The sequence below is a fragment of the Streptacidiphilus sp. MAP5-3 genome (genome assembly GCF_041262505.1).
Classification (GTDB): Bacteria; Actinomycetota; Actinomycetes; order Streptomycetales; family Streptomycetaceae; genus Streptacidiphilus.
In genome coordinates this window covers 39,677-60,905 of record NZ_JBGCCL010000007.1, presented here as the reverse complement: position 1 = coordinate 60,905, position 21,229 = coordinate 39,677, and the positions used below count along the sequence as shown (strand labels likewise).

Below are 21,229 nucleotides of genomic sequence, written 5' to 3'. Positions count from 1 at the left end.
CCGGGCCCACTTAAAGTGATATCACTTTAAATGTGAGTACGACGCTGAAAACCACCTCACCCGCGCTGGCCGTCACGGGCCTGGCCAAGCGCTTCGGGCCGCGCACCGCCTTCTCCGACCTCTCGTTCCAGGTCGACCAGGGTGAGGTGTTCGGATTCCTCGGCCCCAACGGAGCCGGCAAGACCACCACGGTCCGCACACTCGGCACGCTGATCGCGCCGAGCGAGGGCAGCGCGACGGTCGCCGGACTCCCGCTGACTCCGGCCAACGGGATCGAGATCCGCAAGCGGATCTCGATCATGCCGGAGTCCCCCGGTCTCTACCTGCGGCTGACCGTCGCGGAGAACCTGCGGTTCTTCGCCGGGCTGCACGAGCTGCCGGACGCCAAGGACCGCATCGACCGCGCCCTGCGCGCGGTCAACCTCACGGACCGGGCGAACGACCCCTGCCGCAGCCTCTCCAAGGGCCTGCGCCAGCGGGTCGGCCTGGCCCGCGCGCTGCTCAACGACCCGTCCGTACTCTTCCTCGACGAGCCCACCTCCGGCCTGGACCCGGTCTCGGCCCGCGAGGTGCACGAGCTGATCGACGGGCTGCGCCGGCGCGGGGTGACCATCTTCCTGACCACCCACCGGCTGGCCGAGGCGGAACGGCTCTGCGACCGGGTCGCGATCCTCAACACCACGCTGCGCACCATCGGCCGCCCCGACGAACTGCGCGACCAGCTGTTCAGCAAGACGCTCGGCGTCCGCACCGCCCGGCCGCTGGCCGATCCGGCAGCCGTCTTCACCGGCCTTCCGGGCGTGGAGAGTTGGCGTGCCGACAACAGCGCCGGCGACAGCTCCGACGACGGCTGCGGCAGCTATGTCCTCGGCGTCACCGACCCCGACCTGGCCGCGCCCGCGGCGACCCGCGCCCTGGTGGCCGCGGACGCGGACGTGCTGTCGCTGAGCCAGTCTCAGCACTCGCTGGAGGACGTCTACCTCCAACTGATCGACACCGACGGGGAGACTGCGTCATGAGCCTGATCCTCACGCGCCGTCCGGGCGCAGGCCGGACCGGACCGCTGAGCCGGCCCCGGATCCGCGCGGTGGTGCGCAAGGAGATCCAGGACTACCGGCGCAACCGCTTCATCGTGGTCACCATGACCGTGATGCCGGTGATCTTCATGATCCTCCCGGTGATCGACACCTTCGCCCTGCCCTCCGACGTGGCGAGCTCGATGCTGACCCAGCGGGTCGGCCTGTCGCTGCTCTACATGCTGATCGTCCCGGCGGTGACCCCGGCGGCCATCTCCGCCTACTCGGTGGTCGGCGAACGCGAACAGGGCACCATGGAGCCGGTGTTGACCACGCCGCTGCGCACCGAGGAGTTCCTGATCGGCAAGGCGCTCGCGGCGCTGCTGCCGACGCTGGCGATCTCCTACGGGGTCTTCGGCCTCTTCCTGCTGCTCACCGAGCTGTTCGCGCATCCGAACGTGGCCACGGCCGTCTTCCAGGGACCGCTGCTGCTCGCCCAGGTGCTGTTCACGCCACTGGTGGCGGGGTGGTCGATCTGGGCCGGGATCGCCATCTCGGCCAGGTCCAACGACGTGCGCGTCGCGCAGCAGCTCAGCACGCTGGCCAGCCTGCCGCCGCTGGCCGTCACCTCGCTGTTCTCCTTCGGCGTGCTGACGCCGACGCTGCGGCTGGCACTGATCCTGGCGGCTGTGCTGCTGGTCGTCGACAGTCTCGGCTGGCGTGCGGTCTCGGCGCTGTTCGACCGCGAGCGGCTGGTGACCGGGCGTCGGGCGTCCTGAGCCTGTTCCGCCGCCTGCTTCCGTCCGGCGCGGGCGGGTCTCGCCCGCGCCGGACGGAGAGGGTATGGTCGGCTTGGCGGTTACCGGCCGCACCTGGGTTCGCGGGCAGGGCTCAAAGCCCACCGGATGCAGCACACGCATGCACAGGCATGTCTTTCCAGCCCGATGTCGCGAACCCGCGGGCGCCGAGGAAGGACTGCCATGTCGTCCGAGAAGTCGTCCGACGCTTCTGCTTCGTCGCGGGCACTGCCCGACCGCCCGAACCTCCGCTTCCTCAAGCTGGAGGCCAAGCGCCGGCTCGCCGCAGGCGAGTTCCCGACGCTGCACGACGCCCAACTCGCTGTCGCCCGCGAGCACGGGCTGCCCAGCTGGACCGCCCTCAAGGAGCACATCGCCGCGCTCGACGCCGCCGGTGCGGGCGTCGGGGTCGACAACCAGGCGCTGACGCAGGTCCGTTGGGTGGTGGAGCGGTTCCGCGAGGCCGACCGGCCCGGCTGGACGGCGCCCGACCGCGCCGAGTTGGGCGAGCACTTCGCCGACCACTTCCTGAGCATGGTCCCGGCCGACCAGATCGCCACCACCCTGGCCGGACAGGCGGCGCGGCTGCGCGAGCCGCTGACCGTGCTGGGATCCGCGCCGCAGGCGCTTCGCGCCGGTCTCGGCGACCTGCGCGTCGAGGCCGTCGCCGACCGGCTCCCGCCGCACCGCCTGATCGGGCTTCGCGTCTACCCGGCGGGGCAACGCGTGCGCGACCCCCGCGTCGCCGAGCCGCCGACGTCCACCGACGGGCCGGTACCGCAGGCCGTACCGGGCCTGGTCGCGGAGTCGCACGGCGACCTCGGCCTGGTGGGACTCGTCGCAGCGGGCTCGGGCGGCCGGAGCGACTCGGACGGCGCGGACGGCCCGGCCGCCCTCTGGGCCCACGCGCGTGGCTGGGCCGATCTGGAGCGGGGCGTCCCGCTGCGCCCCGACCACCGGTTCCCCGCCTACGCGATCACCAAGCTGATCACGGCAACGGCCGTGCTGCGGCTGGTCGGTGAGGGCGCTGTCGGCCTTGACGACCGCGTCGACGACCACCTGCGGACGCTTCGCCTCGCCGACAGTGAGGTGACGGTTCGTCACCTGCTCAGTCACACCGGCGGTGTGGACAATCCGGAGCGAGCGTTCGGCGAACCGGTCACGGACGTGGGCGCGCTGCTGGGCCCGGTCGTGGGCTGCTCCGGGCCGCGCGGTGAATTCACCTACAGCCACGGCGGGTTCGCGGTCCTCGGCGAGCTGGTCGCCCAGCTGACCGGACTCCGCTACGCCGAGGCGGCGGCTGGGCTGGTCCTCGGCCCGCTCGGGATGGACGCGTCCTCGTTCCCCTTGACGGTGCCCGAGAATGACCCGGTCACCGGCTACCGGCTGGGCGAGGACGGGCAGTTCGAGCCCGTCCCGACGCCGCTCGCCACCCTCCAGGCGGCGGGCGGGCTCTGGTCGACGGCGCCGGACCTGGTCCGCTTCGCCACGGGCTGGCGCTCGCTGCTGCCCGCCGAGCTCGCGGAGCAGGCGCTGACGCCGCAGGCCACCCGCGACGACTCCGGCGCCCAGATCGGCCTGGGCTGGCTGCTGCACCTCACCCGTGACGCCGTCGGCCACGCGGGCGGCGGCGACGCCTCGGCGACCTCGCTGCTCGTCCGCCCGAGCACCGGTCAGGTGGGCGTGGTCCACGCCAACCGCCAGATCCCGGCGGAGCCGATCAACGCCAAGCTGGTCCGCACCGAACGGTGATTCGCCGCTCTGCCCGTGGCGAATCTGCCACGGGCAGAGAAACGGTATCCGGGGGTCGTTCCAGGTCAAGAGTGGAGTGGACGGCAAATCCCAGCCTCGACGAGGAGACCCGATGACTCCACTCACCCCGCTCGCGCCCCGCGCGGAGGACGGCGACACGCCGCCCAGCCGCTTCGACGACCACCTCGCCGCGCAGCTGCTCGCCCAGCGGATCGTGCTGCTCGGCACCCAGGTCGACGAGGTGTCGGCCAACCGGGTGTGCGCGCAGTTGCTGCTGCTCTCGGCGGAGGACCCGCGCACCGACATCAGCCTCTACATCAACAGCCCCGGGGGTTCGGTCACCGCGGGTCTCGCCATCTTCGACACCATGCGGCTCATCCCCAACGACGTCTCGACGCTGGCGATGGGGATGGCCGCCAGCATGGGCCAGTTCCTGCTGAGCGTCGGGGCGCGCGGCAAGCGGCTCGCGCTGCCGAACGCGCGGATCATGATGCACCAGCCCTCCGCGGGCATCGGCGGCACCGCCGCGGACATCGAGATCCAGGCGGAGAACCTGGAGTTCACCAAGAAGGCCATCGAGCGGATCACCGCCGAGCACACCGGTCAGAGCGAGGAGACGATCTCGCGGGACGGCGACCGGGACCGCTGGTTCACCGCCGAACAGGCCAAGGAGTACGGAATGGTGGACCGGGTGGTGGAGTCGCTCACCGACATCCGCCCGGCCACCTCGCGTCCGCGGATGGGGTTGTGACATGGGGTCGTACACGGTTCCCTACGTCGTCGAGCGGACCGCGCAGGGCGAGCGCTCCTACGACGTCTTCAGCCGGCTGCTGAACGAGCGGATCATCTTCCTCGGCACCGAGATCGACGACGGGGTCGCCAACGTCGTCATCGCGCAGCTCCTGCACCTGGAGTCGGCCAACCCGGACCAGGAGATCTCGATCTACCTCAACTCGCCTGGGGGATCGTTCACTTCGCTGATGGCGATCTACGACACGATGACGTTCGTGCAGGCGCCCATCTCCACGTTCTGCGTCGGTCAGGCGGCGTCGACGGCGGCGGTGCTGCTGGCCGGCGGGGATCCCGGGCGGCGGCTCGTGCTCCAGCACTCGCGGGTGCTGCTCGGCCAACCCGCCAGCGGCGGGCAGCAGGGGACGGTCTCCGACCTCAGCGTGGCGGCCAAGGAGATGGCCCGCATCCGCGCGCAGGTGGAGGAGGTCCTCGCCCGGCACACGCACCACGACCCGGCCACACTGCGCGCGGACATGAACCGCGACAAGATCCTCACCGCCGAGGAGGCCGTCGCCTACGGCATCGCCGACCAGGTGCTGAGCCGACGGGTCCCGTTCACGTGAGCAGGAAAGCCTTTGCATGCTCGCGCAAAAGCCTGGCCGCTGGGGTACTGACGGTCGATCGTTTAACCAGCACCCCGGACGTCTGGGCCACCATCAACGGGAACTACGCCTACCACGGCGAGGTTGAGAGCCCTGCCGTCCAGGTGTCCTGACGGGGACGGGAGGCGGGCTTCCGGCCCAGCGGCCGGGAGCCCTCCTCCACACGGCCGGTACCACGAGGGGAGTACCGGCCGTGGCTGGGCGCTCGGTCAGGCGGCGAGGCAGAGGCCGTCGTGGCGCGACGCGGACGACGTTGACGTCGTGCGTCCCCGGTCCACGCTGCTGCGCGAGTATCGGGACCGGGCCAGGTCGTCCTGGGCCAGTGAGAGCAGATCACCGAGGCCGAGCCCGAGGGCCCGGGCGGCCGCCGCGAGCACCTCGGAGGAGGCCTCCTTGCGTCCGCGCTCCAGCTCCGACAGGTACGGCATCGAGATCCGGGCCGACTCCGCGACCTCCTTCAGCGTCCGCTCCTGCGCGAGCCGCTCGCGCCGCAGCGCACCGCCGACGAGGTCGCGCCAGAGCGGCTCCCTCGGCACGGGAGCCGACTGCACGGGCGTCTGCTGAACAGGTGGCTGTTGAACAGGTGGCTGCTGCACGGGTGTCGGTGGCACGGGCGTCTGTTGCACGGGTGTCTGCCGGCGCAGCGGGATGACGCGGGCCTCGTCCGGCGCGTGACTGCTCATCCCTCCAGCCTAGGGATCCTGGTCGCCGGGGGAAGGGAACGGCGTTCTGCCCTGGGTGAAGTCGAACCGGACTCGTCCGGAGCTCAGCCGCCCTCCAGCACGATCCAGGTGCGCCCCGGGGCCAGCTCCATCGGCTTGCCGCCGACCGTGTACTGCGTCGCGGAGGTGTCCGACGGCTTCGACCACTGGCCGTGCCAGACCTTGCCGTCGCGGTAGAAGTCGGCGCTGCCCTGGCCGGTGGTCTCGGAGAAGACCTCGTTGTCGGCGTGACCGGCGTTGTAGTCGGTGTACTTGCCCTGGACCACCTTGACGTGCTGGACGATCACGTTGACCGTGTTGGCCCGGCCCGCGTCGAGGGTGTTCACCGGGTGGCCGTCGGCGGAGACCAGCCACTGGTTGCCCGAGGCCGTGAAGGTGAAGGACGCGGCCGGCATGGTCGCCGTGACCGAACCCGCCGCCGACCCGCCCGCCGGTTCCGCGCCGAAGTGGAGGCCGATGTCCTGGGCCTGGGCCAGCTTGGGGAAGGCGGCGAAGACCTGCGACGGCTGGATGTAGGTCGGCGCACTCCCGCCGTTGCTGAACAGGTTGGCGTTGTTGATCGGGTTGATCTCCTGCAGGTTGGCCGCCGCCAGGTCCGGTTTGAGCCCCGATATCGCGCCCGAGTAGGCCAGTCCGACGTGCCCGAACGCGGCCAGCAGCGGGATGTCGGTCTGCCGGGCGCTGCGCACCGGGCCGACCTTGGACGGGACGTGGTTGCTGTCGAAGACGACGAGGTAGCGGCTGAGGCCGCCCTCGACCTGGATCGCGTAGACCAGGTCGGCCGAGTTGAGTCCGGTCTGCTGGTACTGGGCCTGCCCGACGTTGTCGATCTTGACCGCCAGCACGTGGCCCTCCGGGCCCTGCCCGGTCAGCGGGTTGCTGGGCGCCGGTGGCGCGCTCGTGGTGGGCGGGGGCGGCGGCTGGGTGGTCTTCGTCGGCGCGGGTTTGCCTCCGCCGCAGGCCGCGAGTCCTGCCCCGACGCCAACGGCTGCCAGGGCCGCGACGGCTGCGATCCAGGCTCTGCGGGTCGGGGAGCCGCGACGCCGCGAATTGCGGGAGTGGAACGGGGACGGGGCTCCGGAGGAGCCGCCCTGGTGCGGGTCGGGATTCGCCTGGTCCGTCATACGCGCTCACCACCTGCGGGAGAAGGTCGGGACAGGGACGCCGGAAACAACCGAAGAGCCTCACGACAGCACGCGGCGCCGGAAGTTGCGCAGGCCGAGTGCCAGGAACAGGGCGCAGAAGCCGGTCAGTACGGGGTAGATCACCACCAGGGACATGTGCGACGCGTCGGTGAACCCGGCCCGCATGCCCTCGGCAATGTAGATCAACGGGTTGACGAGCACCAGCACTTGGAGCCAGTGGAACCCGCCGACGTGGACCGCTCCCAGCCGGGTCCACTGGTAGTAGGTGCCCCCGAGGAAGACCAGCGGCAGCACCACGAAGCCGAACATCAACCCGATGTTGCGCGGCTCGAAGGTGGTGCCGAGCACGAGCCCGAGGGAGGTCATCGCCACGCACGCCAGCGGGATCAGCGTCACCACCACCCACCAGTGCACGCTCAAGTGCGCCTGCACGCCCGGTGCGTGGACCACGGCCGCGATCGGGAAGACGATCAGCGCGGAGATCAGCGCCTGCGTCGCACCCGACAGCACTCGGGCCAGTGCCACCAGCCAGATCGGGCAGGGCGCCTGCACCCGGTCCTCTATCTCGCGGGTGAAGCCGAACTCCTGGGACAGCTGGATGGCAACGGACTGGATGCCCTGGAACATGATGGAGATCGCCACCACGCCCGGCACCAGCACCGTGGCGAAGTCCGACTCGCCTGCTCGTCCGCCGCCTCCGCCGACGCCCTGGCCGATGGTCGGGAAGACGTAGAGGAAGACGAAGACGAGCAGCAGCGGCTGCATGATGGTGCGTCCGACGAACTCGCCGAAGTTCTTGCGCAGCACCGTCAGGTCACGGCGGATCAGCGCGCCGAGCGCGGTCCGGCTGGACGCGGCGGCGGAACGGGTGGGCCGCAGTGCCACGGGCGCAGTCGCGTCCGCCGGGGCCTGCACCGGACGTGCGAGGTGAGCCGACATCAGTCCCGCAACTCCTTCCCGGTCAGCCGGATGAAGACGGTCTCCAGCGTCGTCTCGGCCACGGACAGGTCGGCGACCTGGAACCCCTCGGACTCGGCGGCCGCAAGGACGCGGGGCAGCAGCCGGTCGCCGCCGTCGACGTGGAGCTCGACGCGTCCGTCGGCGACGCGCGTGCGCACCACGCCGGGCACCCGCCGGGACAGCAGCTCGGCCAGCGCCTGCCCGTCGTGGGAGGCGTCCTCCGCACCGGTGTCGCCGCCGTGATCGACGAGTTGGACGGTGACCTGGGTGTCCGCCTCGATGCCCCGCTTGAGCGCGGTCGGCGTGTCCAGGGCGAGGATCCGGCCGTGGTCGATGATGGCGACGCGGTCGCAGAGCCGGTCCGCCTCCTCCATGTTGTGGGTGGTCAGCAGGATCGTCTGCCCGTCGGCGATCAGCCCGGCCAGCACCTCCCAGAGCGCCAGACGGCTCTGCGGGTCGAGACCGGCCGTCGGCTCGTCGAGGAAGAGCACGGCGGGGCGATGCAGGATCGCGCGGGCGACCATCAGCCGCTGTGCCATGCCGCCGGAGAGGATGTGCACCGAGGCGTCCGCCTGCGCGGTGAGGTGGAACCGCTCCAGCAGCGCGTCCGCGGCGGCGCGGGCCTGACGCGAGGGCAGGCCGAAGAGGAGGCCGTGGAAGTAGAGGTTCTCGCGCACCGTGAGCGCGCGGTCCAGCGTGTTCTGCTGGGTGACCACCGAGATGACCTGCTTGGCCAGCGTGGACCGGGTGACCACGTCGATCCCGGCGACCTCGGCCCGGCCGGAGGTGGGGATGACGCGGGTGGTCAGCATGCCCACGGTGGTGGTCTTGCCGGCGCCGTTCGGGCCCAGCAGCCCGAAGAGTTCGCCCCGACGGACGGCCAGGTCGATGCCGTCCACGGCCGGCACGGTGGCCTTGGGGTAGACCTTGGTCAGCGCTGCGGCGCGGATGACCGTCTCCTCCGCCGCATCCGCAGTCGCAGACGTGTTCACCTGCGCATGCGCGGAGGCCGAGGGGATCGGTATCGACGCGTCGTCCGGTGGGGCGCCGTGAGCGCCGCCGGACGGCCCGGGTGCAACCATGCCTCACCTCGCCACTGCGACGTGCAGGCCCGGGAGGCTCTGAGCCCTGACTCCCCCAGGATGCGCCGAACGGGTTGCCACCGACAACCGGGCGGAGCGCTTCCTGATCGACTCAGTCGCGGGGACGCCCGCGCAGGCCGAGGACGAGCAGCGCCACGCCGCCCGCCACCAGCAGGACCCCGAGCACGGTGTAGCCGGGACGCCCGGTCATCACCGACCCGTGCAACGCGCCGACCCCCTGCGCGATCCAGACCCCGCCGATCGCGATCAGCACCAGTCCGATGACTCTGGGGACCCACATGGTGTCCCACCTTCCGCCGACGACGACCCGCGCTCTCCCACCAGTACGCCGCGCGGAAGTCGCCGAGGTCAACCAGTCAAACGCTCAGTCGCTCGCGCTCACGCAGCGCGACCGGTCAGCACCACGCCGCGTCCGGCGAAGAAGGGCTCCAACTCGGTGCAGGTCAGTCGGACGAAGCGCTGCGACCGCCCGGCGAAGCCGGAGGGGTTGTGCAGGAACAGGACGCCGCCCTGAGCGCTCTCGCCCGCCCCGACGGCGAGGACCAGGTGTCCGCCGCGCTGCGGCGGCTGCCGCTCGGGCGTGCGGACGGAGGGGTGGACCGAGAGCATCACCAGGCTCCCGTCCCGCACCGACGCGGCGACCTCGCCGAGCGTCAACTCCGCGCGCACCTGCGCGTGCAGCGGGTGACGCGCGCTGGTGTGCGCGGCGAACGGCGCGTAGATCAGCCCGTCCAGCCCGCCGTCGTCCCGCTTCACGTAGGCGCCGGCCCGCAGGTAGTCACGGGCCAGCTCCAGGGCGCGCGGGGGTTCCGCGCCGGTGACGTGGTGCAGCGCCATCCGCAGGCAGGCCATCCCGCACAGTCGCCGGGCCCACCAGGCGTACTCCTCCGGCGTCGTCGCGCCGGACGCCGCCCAGGCCGGGTCATCGGCCGCGGACAGCCGCCCCCCGATGATCGCCTCGATCAGGTCGGGAGACTCCCACTGGGCGTAGTACGGCACGTCGTGCACGACGTCGGCAGGCGCGATCATGACCGTCGTTCTACCACGTGCTCCCACATGCGAGGATCGGCGCATGTCGAACCCCGTCGAGTTGGTCGTCCCGCCCCTGTTCAACGGCCCGCCCACGTCCGCGAACGGCGGCTGGATCTCCGGCGCCCTGGCCCAGCACGTCGCCGGCAGTGGCAGCTCCAGCAGTGACGCCTCCAGCGGTGACGCCCCGGCTGTTGTGGTGACGCTCCGTCAGCCGCCGCCGCTGGACCGGCCGATGGCCGTCGTGCCGACTCCGGACGGCGTCGCGGGGGCGGTGCGGCTGCTCGACGGGGAGCTGCTGGTCGCCGAGGCCGCTCCGGCCCGGCTGGCCGGTCTGGGGACGCCGCCGCCGGTGCCCTTCGACGTCGCCGAGGCGGCCGAGGCGGGCTTCCGCGGCCACAAGCACCACCCCTTCCCGACCTGTTTCGTCTGCGGCACCGGACGCGGCGACCGCGAGGGGCTGCACCTCTTCTCCGGCCCGGTCAGTGACGAGCCGGGCGCACTGCACGCCTGCACCTGGACCCCGAGCGCGACGCTCGCCGACCCGGGCGCATCGACCGTCCGCCCGGAGTTCGTCTGGGCCGCGCTGGACTGCCCCGGCGCGTGGACGGTGGATCTGGAGACCCGGGAGGTGGTGCTCGGCCGGATCACCGCGCGGGTGGACGGGGCGCCCGCGCCGGGCGAGGCCTGCGTGATCACCTCGCGTCTGATCAGCCAGGACGGCCGCAAGTTCACCACCTGCACGGCGCTCTACGGCAGCACGGGACGCCTGCTCGGCGAGGCGGAGAGCGTCTGGATCGAGCTGCGCCGGGCCTGAGCACCAGCAGGCGACTGATCACCTGATCGTTTGAACGAAATTCGGTGAATCGATCCCAACTTATTGACGTCCGATCATACGAGTGAGCACTATCCGTGGCATCCCGATGCCTCGGAGGCCCGCGTGCGCCACTCCCCCGCCGATCGCCATCCCTCCTCTCCCTCCCTCTCCGCCTCCCTGCCCCCGCTCCCGGCGCTGACCCGACGTCGCCTGCTGCAACTGGGCGGCCTCGGGCTGGGCGCGCTCGCGCTGCCCTTCGGCGCGGCCTCTCCGGTCGCCGCCACCACCGACCCCTACGCGGCGCTGCGCTCCGCCTGGACCGGCTATCTCACCGGCGGCGTGACCGACACGTCCCCCTCGGTCTACGCCCCGGCGATCGCCGGGCTCAACGCCGAGGCCGCCGCGTTCCTTAGCTCGATCCAGACCGGCTCGGGCCGGACCTCGCTCTGGTCCGACCTGCCGCTCGGCTCGGTCTCGGCCAACATGACCACCAGCTTCTCCCGGCTCAAGACCCTGGCCCTGGCCTGGACCGTCCCCGGCACCGCCTACACCGGCAGCTCCTCGCTGGCGGCCACGGTGGCGTCGGCGCTCGACTTCATGACGAGCTCCGTCTACGCGCCGGGCACCACCCCGTACAACAACTGGTGGGACTGGCAGATCGGCTCCAGCCAGGCGCTGGAGGACACCGCGATCCTGATGTACAGCCAGCTGACGTCCACTCAGGTCGCCGCCTGCTGCGCCGCCATCGACGCCTTCGTGCCCGACCCGACCAAGCAGCTGATCGTGCCGAGCAGTTCGACCACCTCGACCGGAGCCAACCGCCTCGACGAGTGCCGCGCGGTGATCGTGCGCGGCGCGCTCGGCTCCGACGCGACCGCCATCAGCACCGGAGTCGCCGACCTCTCCCCCGCGCTGCCGCTGGTGATGTACGGCGACGGCCTCTACGCGGACGGCTCGTACCAGCAGCACACCGGCGTCGCCTACACCGGCACCTACGGCGAGATCTACTTCGCCGACGTCGTCGCTCTGGTGCTGCTGCTCCAGGGCTCCCAGTGGGCGGTCACCGACCCGAACCTGACCGACCTCTTCACCGGCGTCGCCGACGGCTTCGCACCGATGGTCCACAACGGCCTGATGCTGGACTCGGTGCGCGGCCGGGCCGTCTCGCGCTTCAACGAGTCGGACGCCGGCGACGGCTTCTCCGCCTCGCTGATGCTGCTGCGCTACGCCCAGGCCACCACCGACGCCACCCAGGCCGCGACCTGGCGCGCGACCGCCAAGGGCTGGCTGCAGCGCAACACGGTCAGCACCATCGCCTCCACCACCCAGTCGATCGTCGACTACACCACCGGCCAGACCGTGACCACGTCCACCGCCGGGGTCTCGGGCATCGCCCTGGCGCAGAGCGTGCTCGGCGACTCCTCGGTCCCGGCCGCGCCCGAGCCGCAGACGCACCGTCAGTTCCCGGACATGGCACGGGCCGTGCACCGTCGTCCGGGGTGGGCGTACTCGCTGTCGCTCTGCTCGCGCCAGATCACCCGCTACGAGGTGATCAACGGCGAGAACCTGCACGGCTGGTTCACCGGCGACGGTATGGGCCAGCTCCATCTCGACGGCGACGTGGCGCAGTTCAACGACGCCTACTGGGACACCGCCGACATGTACCAGCTCCCCGGCACCACGGCCGACCAGGGCCCGCTCGCCAACTCGGCCGGGGAGAACACCAAGCCGAGCACCAGCTGGGTCGGCGGCTCGGTCGTCGCGGGCAGCTACGGCGCGGTCGGCATGCAGCTGCAGGCGGCGTCGACCAACCTGACCGCCGTCAAGTCCTGGTTCTGCCTGGACGATTCGGTGGTCTGCCTGGGTGCGGGCATCACCTCGACCAGCGGCAACCAGGTGGTGACCACGGTGGAGAACCGCAACCTGCACAGCGGCGGCGGCGCCACCCTCTCGGTCAACGGCAACGCCCAAGCCACCGGTGCCGGTTGGACCAGCACGGTGAACGGGGTGCGCTGGGCGAGCATCAGCGGCGTCGGCGGCTACTTCTTCCTCTGGCCGGCCGGGGCCAACAACGTCGTGCTCGCCGACACCAGCCGCACCGGCAACTGGACGGACGTCAACGCCTCCGCGCCCACCACGCTGGCGAGCGACACCCGCCCCTACCTCTCCCTCGCCCTCGACCACGGCGCCAACCCCGCCGGGGCGACCTACTCCTACGTCCTGCTGCCGACGTTCACCGAGGCGCAGACCGCCGCCTACGCCGCCGCGCCGCCGGTGTCGGTCCTCAGCAACTCCCCGACCGCGCAGGCCGTCACGGACAGCGCGCTCGGCGTGACGATGGCCAACTTCTTCGCGGCGGGCACCGCCGGGCCGATCACGGTCGACGCGCCCGCGTCGGTGTCGACACAGACCGGCGGCGGGCAGCTCACCATCGCCGTCTCCGACCCGAGCCGGGCCGCGGCGACGGTCCACATCACCGTCACCGCCTCCGGCTACACCTCACTCGTCTCGGCCGACCCGACCGTGACCGTGCTCGGCACCAGCGGCGGAGCGGTCCGGCTGCTGGTGGAGACCGGCGGCAGCCGCGGCGGCACGCACAGCGTCACCCTGGCCGCCTCCGGCGCCGCGCTCACCCCGGCCACCGGCCAACTGCTCCCCGCGAACGCCGACACCTACGTGCGCGACGGCTCATACGCCGCCACCAACTACGGGACGTCGACGACGCTCCAGATCAAGAACGCCAATGCGACCAACACCGGCTACGACCGGATCGCACTGCTGAGATTCGACACGGCCGGCATCAGCGGGACGGTCGACCGGGCGGTGCTCTGGCTCAACGGAAGCGTCCAGGACGCGGGCGGCAACCAGACCACGCTCCAGGCCTTCACCACCGCCACGGACAGTTGGAGCGAGACCGGCACCACCTGGAACAACGCCCCGTCGGTCGGCACCGCGCTCGGCACCGGCGCCCTCTCCAGCACCGCGGACTGGGTCGGCCTCGACGTCACCAGCGCGGTCGCCGCCTCGCTGACCGGAGCGGGCGGTGACGGGACGGCGTCCCTCGCCGTCTGGAAACCGCAGGGCACGGCCGGTCTGGCCGTCGTGGTCAACTCCCGTGAGAACGCGAGCAATCCGCCGGTGCTGGAGGTGGTCACCCACTGACGGACGGGATGACCGTCCTGGCCGCGGCGGGGTCGTTGGTGATCAGCACGTCCACGCCCCGCGCGGCCAGGCGCGCCATCCGGGCCGGGCGGTCGACGGTCCAGACGCTGACCCGCAGCCCGCGCCGGTGCGCGGCCCGGACCAGTGCGGGAGTGACCCGGTGCTGCTCGACGTTGAGGAACTCCGGGCGGATCCGGTCCAGGATCCGTTGGCGGGGCAGCAGCGGCGACTCCCAGCTGAGCGCGATCCGGGCATCCGGCGCGGCGTCGCGAATCAGGCCGAGCGCGGCCCGGTCGCCCGCGAAGACCACGGCGTCGAGCGCGCCGATCCCGCGCAGCAGCGCCAGCGACGCCGCGCCCTCGGCCGGGCCGGGAACGTCCACCATCACGGTCACGCCCGCCGCGCGGGCCGGCTCTACGCCCGCGCGCAACGTGGGAACACCCCCACCGCCACCTTCAACCCCGCCTCCGCCCAGCCGCGCCAACTCCTCGGCGTCGAGGGCGCCGACGGGCCGCCGGTCACCCCAGAGCCGCTCCAGCGTGGCGTCGTGGAGCAGCACCGGCGTGCCGCAGCGGGCCACGCGGACGTCGACCTCGATCCAGTCGGCGCCGAGCTCCAACGCGGCCCGGATCGAGGCCAGGGTGTTCTCCCTGGCCACGCGCGGCGCACCCCGGTGCCCGACAACAAGCATGATCAACCCGTTTCGCCCGGCATGGTCTTGCCCTCGGTCGCCACCGCGTGCGCCCGGGCGAGGACCTCACGGAGCATGGCCGGGGTCAACCGTCCGGTGAACGTGTTCTGCTGGCTGACGTGGTAGCAGCCGAACACCGCCATACCCGGACGCCCCGGATCGCTCGCGTCGAGATCCACCCGGACGCCGTGCCCGAAGCGCGGCAGCGGACGCGGCACCTGCCAACCTGCCTGCGCCAGCGCGGGCATGACGGCCTGCCAGCCGAACGCGCCGAGCACCACCAGCGACCGCAGCGTCGGCCGCATCAGCTCCAGTTCGCGGACCAGCCACGGGCGGCAGGTGTCCCGCTCGGTCGGCGTGGGCTTGTTGTCCGGCGGCGCGCAGTGGACCGGCGCGGTGAACCGGACGTCGTGCAGCCGCAGCCCGTCGTCGCGCCGCTCGGAGGTCGCCTGGTTGGCGAGCCCGAGATCGTGCAGCGCCGCGACCAGCACGTCGCCGGAGCGGTCGCCGGTGAACATCCGTCCGGTCCGGTTACCGCCGTGCGCGGCCGGGGCCAGGCCGACGAGCAGCATCGAGGCGTCGTGCGGCCCGAAGCCCGCGACCGGGCGGGACCAGTAGTCCCACTCGGCGAAGGAACGCCGCTTGGTCCGCCCGACCTCCTCGCGCCAGGCGACCAGGCGCGGGCAGGCCCGGCAGTCGCCGACCAGCGCGTCGAGCGCGTCGAGGCCGCGGGCGGCCGGGGCCCGCTGCTCAGGGGTCGGCACGGCGGCTCCAGGACTGCGGGGTCAGTACGGGCGGACGGGCGTCACGGCCATCGTCGCACGGCCGCGCGCCCGTCCGCCTGATCTCGGTGCTTCAACAGCCTCAGTGCTGCGCGCCGCTCGACAGTGAGAAGTCCGCGAAGTACGCGTGTGTGGTCACCTTGGGGCCCCAACTGGTGTCGTGGCCGCCATAGAAGGTGGAGAAGAAGACCCCGCTGAACGGGATCGAGCCGATCCCGGACGCCGCGCCGGAGAAGGACGCCGCCTGCTTGCCGTCGAGCCAGACCGTCACGTCGCCGGTGCTGCGATCGACCAGCTGCTCCACGGTGTGCCAGTTGCCGTCGGCGAGCCACTTCCAGTCGCCGACGCCGAGGTCCACGCCGTAGCCGGTCGGGCCGGAGTTGGTGGGCGTGTAGAGGTAGACCTCACCGTTGTTCGGGGCGGCGCTGGTGCCGCGCCACATGTAGCGGGTCGACCAGCCGTTGCCGTGGTTCCCACCGGACTCCTGGCCGATCTGGCCACCGTAGAGGCCGGGCAGCTTGCCCGCCTTGCCCCAGTCGTACCCGGACGGGAACTTCACGCTGTACTTGAGGTCGAGCGTGCTGCCGCCGGCCAGTGCGCTGCCGCCACCGATCGAGCTCAGCTGGGTGTAGAACTGTCCGCCGCCGGGGTTCGGGCAGTCGGAGCAGGAGTTGGCCGAGGAGCCCGCGCCGTAGGTGACCTGGAGCGCGCTGCCGTCACCGGGCGCGGTCGAGTCCGAGATCTCCTGCAACTGCGCCTGCCCCCACGCGCCGGTGGAGGTCCAACCCCAGGCCGACTTCCACGCGCTGGAGCCGTAGCCGGTGAACTGCCCCGTCCACGCGGCCGGACTGCCGCTGCCGGTCGAGGTCGCCGACGGGGTGGGCGACGGAGTCGCACTGGCGGAGGCGGAGGCGCTGGCCGACGCGGAGGCGCTCGCGCTGGCGGACGTGCTCGGCGTCGCGGTCGGCGTGCCCGCGCTGCCGAAGACCTCGAACTCGTCCACGGTGAACCCGGCGTTGCCCGCGTAGTGCTCGCCGTAGATCTCGATCCAGCGGGTGCTGACTCCGCTGGGCAGGGCGACGGTCTCGGTGCCGCCGGTCCCGGCTGTGACGGCGGTCTGGGTGTGCCAGGTCGTGCCGTCCGGGGAGGTGCGGATCTTGAAGGAGCTGCCGTAGCCGCTCCCCCAGACGACGGTGACGTGGTCGACGGCCTGGGTCGAGCCGAGGTCGACCTTGAGCTCCTGCAGCGTCGCCGGCGCGCTCTGCCAGCCCGTCGCGGTGTCGCAGTCGGTGGCGTTGCCCGGGGCGCTGCCGCTCGCCGTGGTGGTGGCGGTGGTCGCGGCGCCGCAGGCGAGGTCTCCGGGAACGGAGGCGGCGGACGAGGCGGACGAGGTGCCGGCTAACGCGAGCGCGGCGGTCCCGCTCAACGCCACGGCGACGGCGCCGGCCAGGGTGAGGGGTACGAGTCGACGGGCACGATGGGAGGACATCTGACTCCTTGTCATAAGGCTCTGGGGCTCGGGGCCGGGGCCGAGGCAGTGACGGCAATGACGGCAATGACCTGGACCAGTCCTGACGAAGCGTGGGATTCATCGTGGGCACCGACGCCGGACGAGGCAATCGCCAGAACGTCAAGGAATGGCAAAGTTGTTCGTCATTTCGATCCTAGTTCAGATTCCTGAACGGATAGAGCCGACTAATCGTATTGAAACAGGCGATTCCGACGAGCCGTTGATCCCGGATATGGACGCGGACCCTTGACCCGCCGGACCTGACGGGGCTTCAATCCCCGAGCGGCACCAACGCCGTCACCCCGCCCTCCCCTCGCCACGGCCAACGGCCCGGACCGGTCCTGCGAAGCGCGCCACGACCATCCACCGCCCCCGCTCCGAGACGAGGCGATCCCGCATGACCCAGGCCACCGCGTCCGCATCCTCCCCGCCGTCCCCCGGCCGCGGGACGGTCACCCGCAGAGTCAGCCCGGCCACCCTCTACGTCTTCGGCGCACTGGGCGGCATCCTCTTCGGCTACGACCTCGGCGTGATCGCCGGGATCCTGGTCGTCATCTCCAATTCCTGGAACCTGTCCGGCTTCGACAAGGGCATGCTCACCGCCAGCCTCTCCGTCGGCGCGATGGTCGGCGCGGGCCTGGCCGCCCGGCTGACCAGCAGGGTCGGCCGTCGCCGGACCATCATGGCGGCGGGCGGCGTCGTCATCGTCGGCACGCTCGCCTGCGCGCTGGCCCCGGGATTCGGCGCGCTGGTCGGCTTCCGGACCGTGCTCGGCGTCGGCATCGGCCTCTCCTCCGCGACCGTGCCGACCTACCTCAGCGAGCTCGCACCGGCCCGGATCCGCGGCGCGATGGGATCGCTCAACCAGATCTTCATCGTCAGCGGCATCCTGATCGCGTTCCTGGTGGACTACTGGCTGCAGCCGCACGCGCTGTGGCGGTGGATGTTCGCCGGCGCGCTGGTCCCGGCGCTGGTGCTGGTCGTCGGCCTCACCTTCCTGCCGGAGACACCGCGTTGGCTGCTCAACCTGGGCCGCGAGGACGAGGCCCGCGCTGTGCTGGCGGGCACCCACCGGGCCGACGAGATCGAGGCCGAGCTCGCCTCGATCCGCCAGGTGATCCGCCTCGACAGCGAGCAGACCTACCGGGTGCGCGACCTGTGGCGGCCCTGGGTGCGTCCGATGCTGCTGGTGGCGCTGCTGCTGGCGATCGGCCAGCAGTTCAGCGGCGTCAACGCGATCAACGCCTACTTCCCGACCATGCTGGTCGCCCTGGGCTTCACCGCCAACACCGCGCTGCTCTCCGCCATCGTGCTGGGCGTGACCAAGCTGGCGTTCACCGCCTGGGTCGTCTTCGTGGTGGACCGCTGGGGGCGCAAGCCGCTGCTGCTGATCGGCAACGTGGTCATGGTGGTCACCCTGGTGCTCACCGGCTGGGTGGTGCTCAACGTGCACGACAAGGGCACCCTCGGCACGCTGACGGTCGTGCTGCTCGTGCTCTACCTCGCCGGGTACGAGCTGGGGTGGGGCGCGGTGGTCTGGGTGATGATGGCCGAGGTCTTCCCGCTCAAGGCGCGCGGGGCGGGCATGGCCGTCGGCTCGGTCGTGCTCTGGGCGGCGACGGGCCTGATCAGCGCGATCTTCCCGATCATGTCGGACAAGAACCATCTCGGCGTCGGCACCTCGATGTACGTGTTCGCGGCCGTCAACCTGGTGCTGTTGCTGCTGACCAGGCGCCTGGTCCCGGAGACCAAGGGCCGCAGCCTGGAGCAGATCGAACTGGGCCTGCGCGGCTGACGCCAGCCACCGCGACGGCACCGCGCAGGCAACGCGAAGGCACCGCGCAGGGGACGGACCGTGACGGTCCGTCCCCTGGTCGGGATCAGCGCAGCTCGGGCGGCAACAGCTCGGACGGCACGTCCTGGTACGCCACCGGCACCAGCCAGCGGTCGATGGCCGCGGCGCCGACGGAGGTGTGGGCCGGGCTGGTGCTGGCCGGGAACGGGCCGCCGTGGTGCTGGGCGCGGGTCACCGCGACGCCCGTGGGCCAGCCGTTGACCACCAGCCGCCCCGCGCGCCGTGCCGCCACCGGCAGCAGCGCGCGGGCCGCATCGATGTCCTCCGGCCGATCGCGGTCCAGCTGGACGCTGACGGTCAGGCTGCCCTCGACGCCTCCGAGTCGGGTCCGGGTACGGTCGGCGTCACCGTCGACCACGACCACGCCGACCGGCCCGAAGCGCTCCTGACCGAAGACCTCCGGCGCGCGGTCGTACGCCGCGCCGTCGACGGCGAAGACCGTGGGCGTCGCCGCCCACGGCCCCTTGCCGGGACGGCCTTCGGCCAGCACCCGCACGTCGTCCCGGCCGCGCAGCTCGGCGACCGCGGCCGCCCACGCGTCGTGGATCCGGGCGGAGAGCATCGGTCCGCCGTCGGTCCCCGCGACCGACTCTGCCAGCGCACCCATTAGTGATGCGTCATCAGGAACGAACATCAGTCCGGGGTTGGTGCAGAACTGACCCACCCCCTGGGTCAGCGAGGCCGCGTAGCCGGAGGCCACCTCCGCCGCGCGGGACCGGGCCGCGCCCGGTAGGACGACGACCGGGTTGACGGAGCCGAGCTCACCGTGGAAAGGAACCGGCACCGGTCGCTCGGCGCAGAGCCGGGCCAGGGCCAGTCCGCCACGCGTGGAGCCGGTGAACCCGACGGCGGTGACGGCCGGGTGCCCGATCACGGCGGCCCCGGCCGCGAAGCCGTGCACGATGTCGAAGACCGGCGGCGCACCAACCTCCGCGAGGGCGGCCTTGACCAGCTCGGCGGTGCGCCGCGAGGTCCCGGGGTGGGCCTCGTGCGCCTTGACCACCACCGGACATCCGGCGGCCAGTGCTGACGCCGTGTCACCACCGGCCACGGAGAAGGCGAAGGGGAAGTTGGACGCGGCGAAGACGGCAACCAGGCCGGTCGGCTGCTTCACCCGGCGCAGGTCGGGTCGGCCCTCGGCGGCGGGCTCGACGACCCGGCCCAGATACGCGCCCTCGCGCAACACCTCGGCGAAGAGCCGCAGTTGCCCGGTGGTCCGGGCGACCTCGCCGGTCAGTCGCGGCATGCCGAGCGCGGTCTCCGCGTCCGCCAGCCCGGCGAGTTCGTCGCTGTGCGCGTCCAGCGCGGCGGCGACCGCCTCCAGCGCGCGGGCCCGGCCCTCGCGCGAGGTCCCCGCCCAGACGGACGCGGTCGCGTCCAGGTCGGCGCAGATCCGGTCGACCTCGGCGGCCGAGGTCGCCGGCACGGGCGCGCCGACCGGCTCTCCGGTCCGCGGGTCGTACCCCTGGACGTGCGGTTCCTGGTCGGTCCGGGACGTGCTGTGCGTCATCGCAGGTGTCTCCTCAGTGCCGGTCGAGCCTGGTCAGTGCCGGTCAAGTCTGGGCCGATCGAGTCCGGGCCGGTCGGATCAGGGCCGGTCGCGCCGGTCGGCGTCGAGATCGGGGAAGGTGAACTGGCCACCCACATAACGGTAGACCGGGTCGTCCGCAGGCGGCTCGCCGTGTTCGGCGAGGACCTCGGCCGCATAGACCTCGGCGTCGTCGGCGGGGCGGTAGCCGAGGGCCCGCGCCTCGTCGAGGGAGACCCAACCGCCGCGTGTGTTGGGCGAGACGCCGTAGACGATCCGGAAGCCCGGCTCCGGCACGGAGAGGCAGGCCTCCAGCAGCCGGGCGCAGTCGTCCGGGGAGAGCCAGGTGGACAGCGCACGCGGGTCGGGCGGTTCGGGGAAGCAGGTCATGATCCGGATGCAGATCACGTCGAGCCCGTAGCGGTGGTGGTAGAGCGCGCCGAGCGCCTCGCCCGCGACCTTCGAGACGCCGTAGTAGGTGTCCGGCAGCGGCGGCGTGTCGGCGGTCAGCGGGTACTCGTCCGGGGTGCGGAAGCCGACGGCGTGGTTGGAGGAGGCGAACACGACGCGCGGCACTCCGGCCCGCCGGGCGGCCTCGAAGACGGTGTAGGTGCCGTTGATGTTGGCGTCCAGGATGTGCTCCCAGGGCGCCTCCAGCGAGATGCCGCCGAGGTGGATCACCGCGTCGACACCGGCGCAGGCCTGCTCCATCGCGGGCAGGTCGGTGACCGACGCCTGGATCAGCTCCTCGTCGCCGGCTCCCGCCGCCCCGGCCGTGCCTGCTGCTCCGGGGGTGAGCGGGGCGATGTCGAGCAGCCGCAGGACGCGGTCGGCGCGGGCCAGCCGGGGCCGGATCAAGGTGCCCACGCCGCCTGCGGCGCCGGTGATGAGAATGCGGGACAAGGTCTCCCCCTCGCGCTGCCGGTGCTGCATCGTCTCGGTCCTGCCTCTCGGCCCTGCCCATGC

19 protein-coding genes are annotated in these 21,229 nt (G+C 72.0%); 8 read left to right on the top strand and 11 right to left on the bottom strand.

Annotated elements, in window-relative coordinates:
* Positions 1 to 32: 32 nt before the first annotated feature.
* From ABH928_RS13320 to ABH928_RS13300, 5 genes are all read left to right on the top strand, one after another.
* Positions 33 to 1,019 carry an ABC transporter ATP-binding protein gene (locus tag ABH928_RS13320; RefSeq protein WP_370065663.1) on the top strand — a complete coding sequence of 329 codons (987 nt, stop codon included), beginning with the start codon at positions 33 to 35 and terminating at the stop codon, positions 1,017 to 1,019.
* Positions 1,016 to 1,795, top strand: a complete 780-nt coding sequence (locus ABH928_RS13315; RefSeq protein WP_370065661.1) for an ABC transporter permease subunit — start codon at positions 1,016 to 1,018, stop codon at positions 1,793 to 1,795. The genes ABH928_RS13320 and ABH928_RS13315 overlap by 4 nt, the downstream gene beginning before the upstream one ends.
* A gap of 201 nt (positions 1,796 to 1,996) precedes the next feature.
* On the top strand, positions 1,997 to 3,565 hold the full coding sequence (locus ABH928_RS13310) for a serine hydrolase domain-containing protein (protein ID WP_370065659.1): 1,569 nt from the start codon (positions 1,997 to 1,999) through the stop codon (positions 3,563 to 3,565).
* Between the two features lie 112 nt (positions 3,566 to 3,677).
* Complete coding sequence (locus ABH928_RS13305) at positions 3,678 to 4,316, top strand: ATP-dependent Clp protease proteolytic subunit (RefSeq protein WP_370065657.1); 639 nt, start codon at positions 3,678 to 3,680, stop codon at positions 4,314 to 4,316.
* Between the two features lies 1 nt (position 4,317).
* Complete coding sequence (locus tag ABH928_RS13300; RefSeq protein WP_370065655.1) at positions 4,318 to 4,920, top strand: ClpP family protease; 603 nt, start codon at positions 4,318 to 4,320, stop codon at positions 4,918 to 4,920.
* A gap of 248 nt (positions 4,921 to 5,168) precedes the next feature.
* Here ABH928_RS13300 and ABH928_RS13295 read toward each other — a convergent pair whose 3' ends face one another.
* The 6 genes from ABH928_RS13295 to ABH928_RS13270 form a co-directional block, all read right to left on the bottom strand.
* A complete protein-coding gene (locus ABH928_RS13295; RefSeq protein WP_370065653.1) occupies positions 5,169 to 5,642 on the bottom strand; it encodes a helix-turn-helix domain-containing protein in 474 nt (157 codons plus the stop codon).
* A gap of 83 nt (positions 5,643 to 5,725) precedes the next feature.
* Entirely contained in the window at positions 5,726 to 6,805 is a 1,080-nt protein-coding gene (locus ABH928_RS13290; protein ID WP_370065651.1) for a DUF3048 domain-containing protein, read from the bottom strand.
* Positions 6,806 to 6,865: 60 nt separating this feature from the next.
* Positions 6,866 to 7,765: an ABC transporter permease gene (locus tag ABH928_RS13285; RefSeq protein ID WP_370065649.1), complete on the bottom strand. Its 900-nt coding sequence runs from the start codon at positions 7,763 to 7,765 to the stop codon at positions 6,866 to 6,868.
* On the bottom strand, positions 7,765 to 8,778 hold the full coding sequence (locus ABH928_RS13280) for an ATP-binding cassette domain-containing protein (protein ID WP_370065647.1): 1,014 nt from the start codon (positions 8,776 to 8,778) through the stop codon (positions 7,765 to 7,767). Before ABH928_RS13280 ends, ABH928_RS13285 begins: the two co-directional genes overlap by 1 nt.
* 202 nt (positions 8,779 to 8,980) lie before the next feature.
* Entirely contained in the window at positions 8,981 to 9,169 is a 189-nt protein-coding gene (locus tag ABH928_RS13275; RefSeq protein WP_370065645.1) for a hypothetical protein, read from the bottom strand.
* 98 nt (positions 9,170 to 9,267) lie between these two features.
* A complete protein-coding gene (locus ABH928_RS13270) occupies positions 9,268 to 9,918 on the bottom strand; it encodes a C39 family peptidase (protein ID WP_370065643.1) in 651 nt (216 codons plus the stop codon).
* A 43-nt stretch (positions 9,919 to 9,961) separates the two neighbouring features.
* On the opposite strand from ABH928_RS13270, the gene ABH928_RS13265 reads away from it, so the two are divergent.
* Complete coding sequence (locus tag ABH928_RS13265) at positions 9,962 to 10,735, top strand: hypothetical protein (protein ID WP_370065641.1); 774 nt, start codon at positions 9,962 to 9,964, stop codon at positions 10,733 to 10,735.
* Positions 10,736 to 10,858: 123 nt separating this feature from the next.
* A complete protein-coding gene (locus ABH928_RS13260) occupies positions 10,859 to 13,897 on the top strand; it encodes a polysaccharide lyase family 8 super-sandwich domain-containing protein (RefSeq protein ID WP_370065639.1) in 3,039 nt (1,012 codons plus the stop codon).
* Here ABH928_RS13260 and ABH928_RS13255 read toward each other — a convergent pair.
* The 3 genes from ABH928_RS13255 to ABH928_RS13245 form a co-directional block, all read right to left on the bottom strand.
* Positions 13,887 to 14,588, bottom strand: coding sequence for a glycerophosphodiester phosphodiesterase (locus tag ABH928_RS13255; protein WP_370066084.1), 702 nt, complete (start codon positions 14,586 to 14,588; stop codon positions 13,887 to 13,889). The genes ABH928_RS13260 and ABH928_RS13255 overlap by 11 nt on opposite strands.
* 2 nt (positions 14,589 to 14,590) lie before the next feature.
* On the bottom strand, positions 14,591 to 15,352 hold the full coding sequence (locus ABH928_RS13250) for a uracil-DNA glycosylase (RefSeq protein WP_370065637.1): 762 nt from the start codon (positions 15,350 to 15,352) through the stop codon (positions 14,591 to 14,593).
* A 100-nt stretch (positions 15,353 to 15,452) separates the two neighbouring features.
* Entirely contained in the window at positions 15,453 to 16,859 is a 1,407-nt protein-coding gene (locus tag ABH928_RS13245) for a polysaccharide lyase (protein ID WP_370065635.1), read from the bottom strand.
* Positions 16,860 to 17,277: 418 nt separating this feature from the next.
* Between ABH928_RS13245 and ABH928_RS13240 the strand changes: the two genes are divergently transcribed.
* Complete coding sequence (locus ABH928_RS13240) at positions 17,278 to 18,675, top strand: sugar porter family MFS transporter (RefSeq protein ID WP_370065633.1); 1,398 nt, start codon at positions 17,278 to 17,280, stop codon at positions 18,673 to 18,675.
* Positions 18,676 to 18,760: 85 nt separating this feature from the next.
* Here the strand turns inward: ABH928_RS13240 and ABH928_RS13235 are convergent, their stop codons facing one another.
* Positions 18,761 to 20,245: an aldehyde dehydrogenase (NADP(+)) gene (locus ABH928_RS13235; RefSeq protein WP_370065631.1), complete on the bottom strand. Its 1,485-nt coding sequence runs from the start codon at positions 20,243 to 20,245 to the stop codon at positions 18,761 to 18,763.
* Between the two features lie 78 nt (positions 20,246 to 20,323).
* Positions 20,324 to 21,166 (bottom strand): NAD-dependent epimerase/dehydratase family protein, encoded by an 843-nt coding sequence (locus tag ABH928_RS13230; protein WP_370065629.1) that lies wholly within the window; start codon positions 21,164 to 21,166, stop codon positions 20,324 to 20,326.
* Between the last annotated feature and the right edge of the window lie 63 nt (positions 21,167 to 21,229).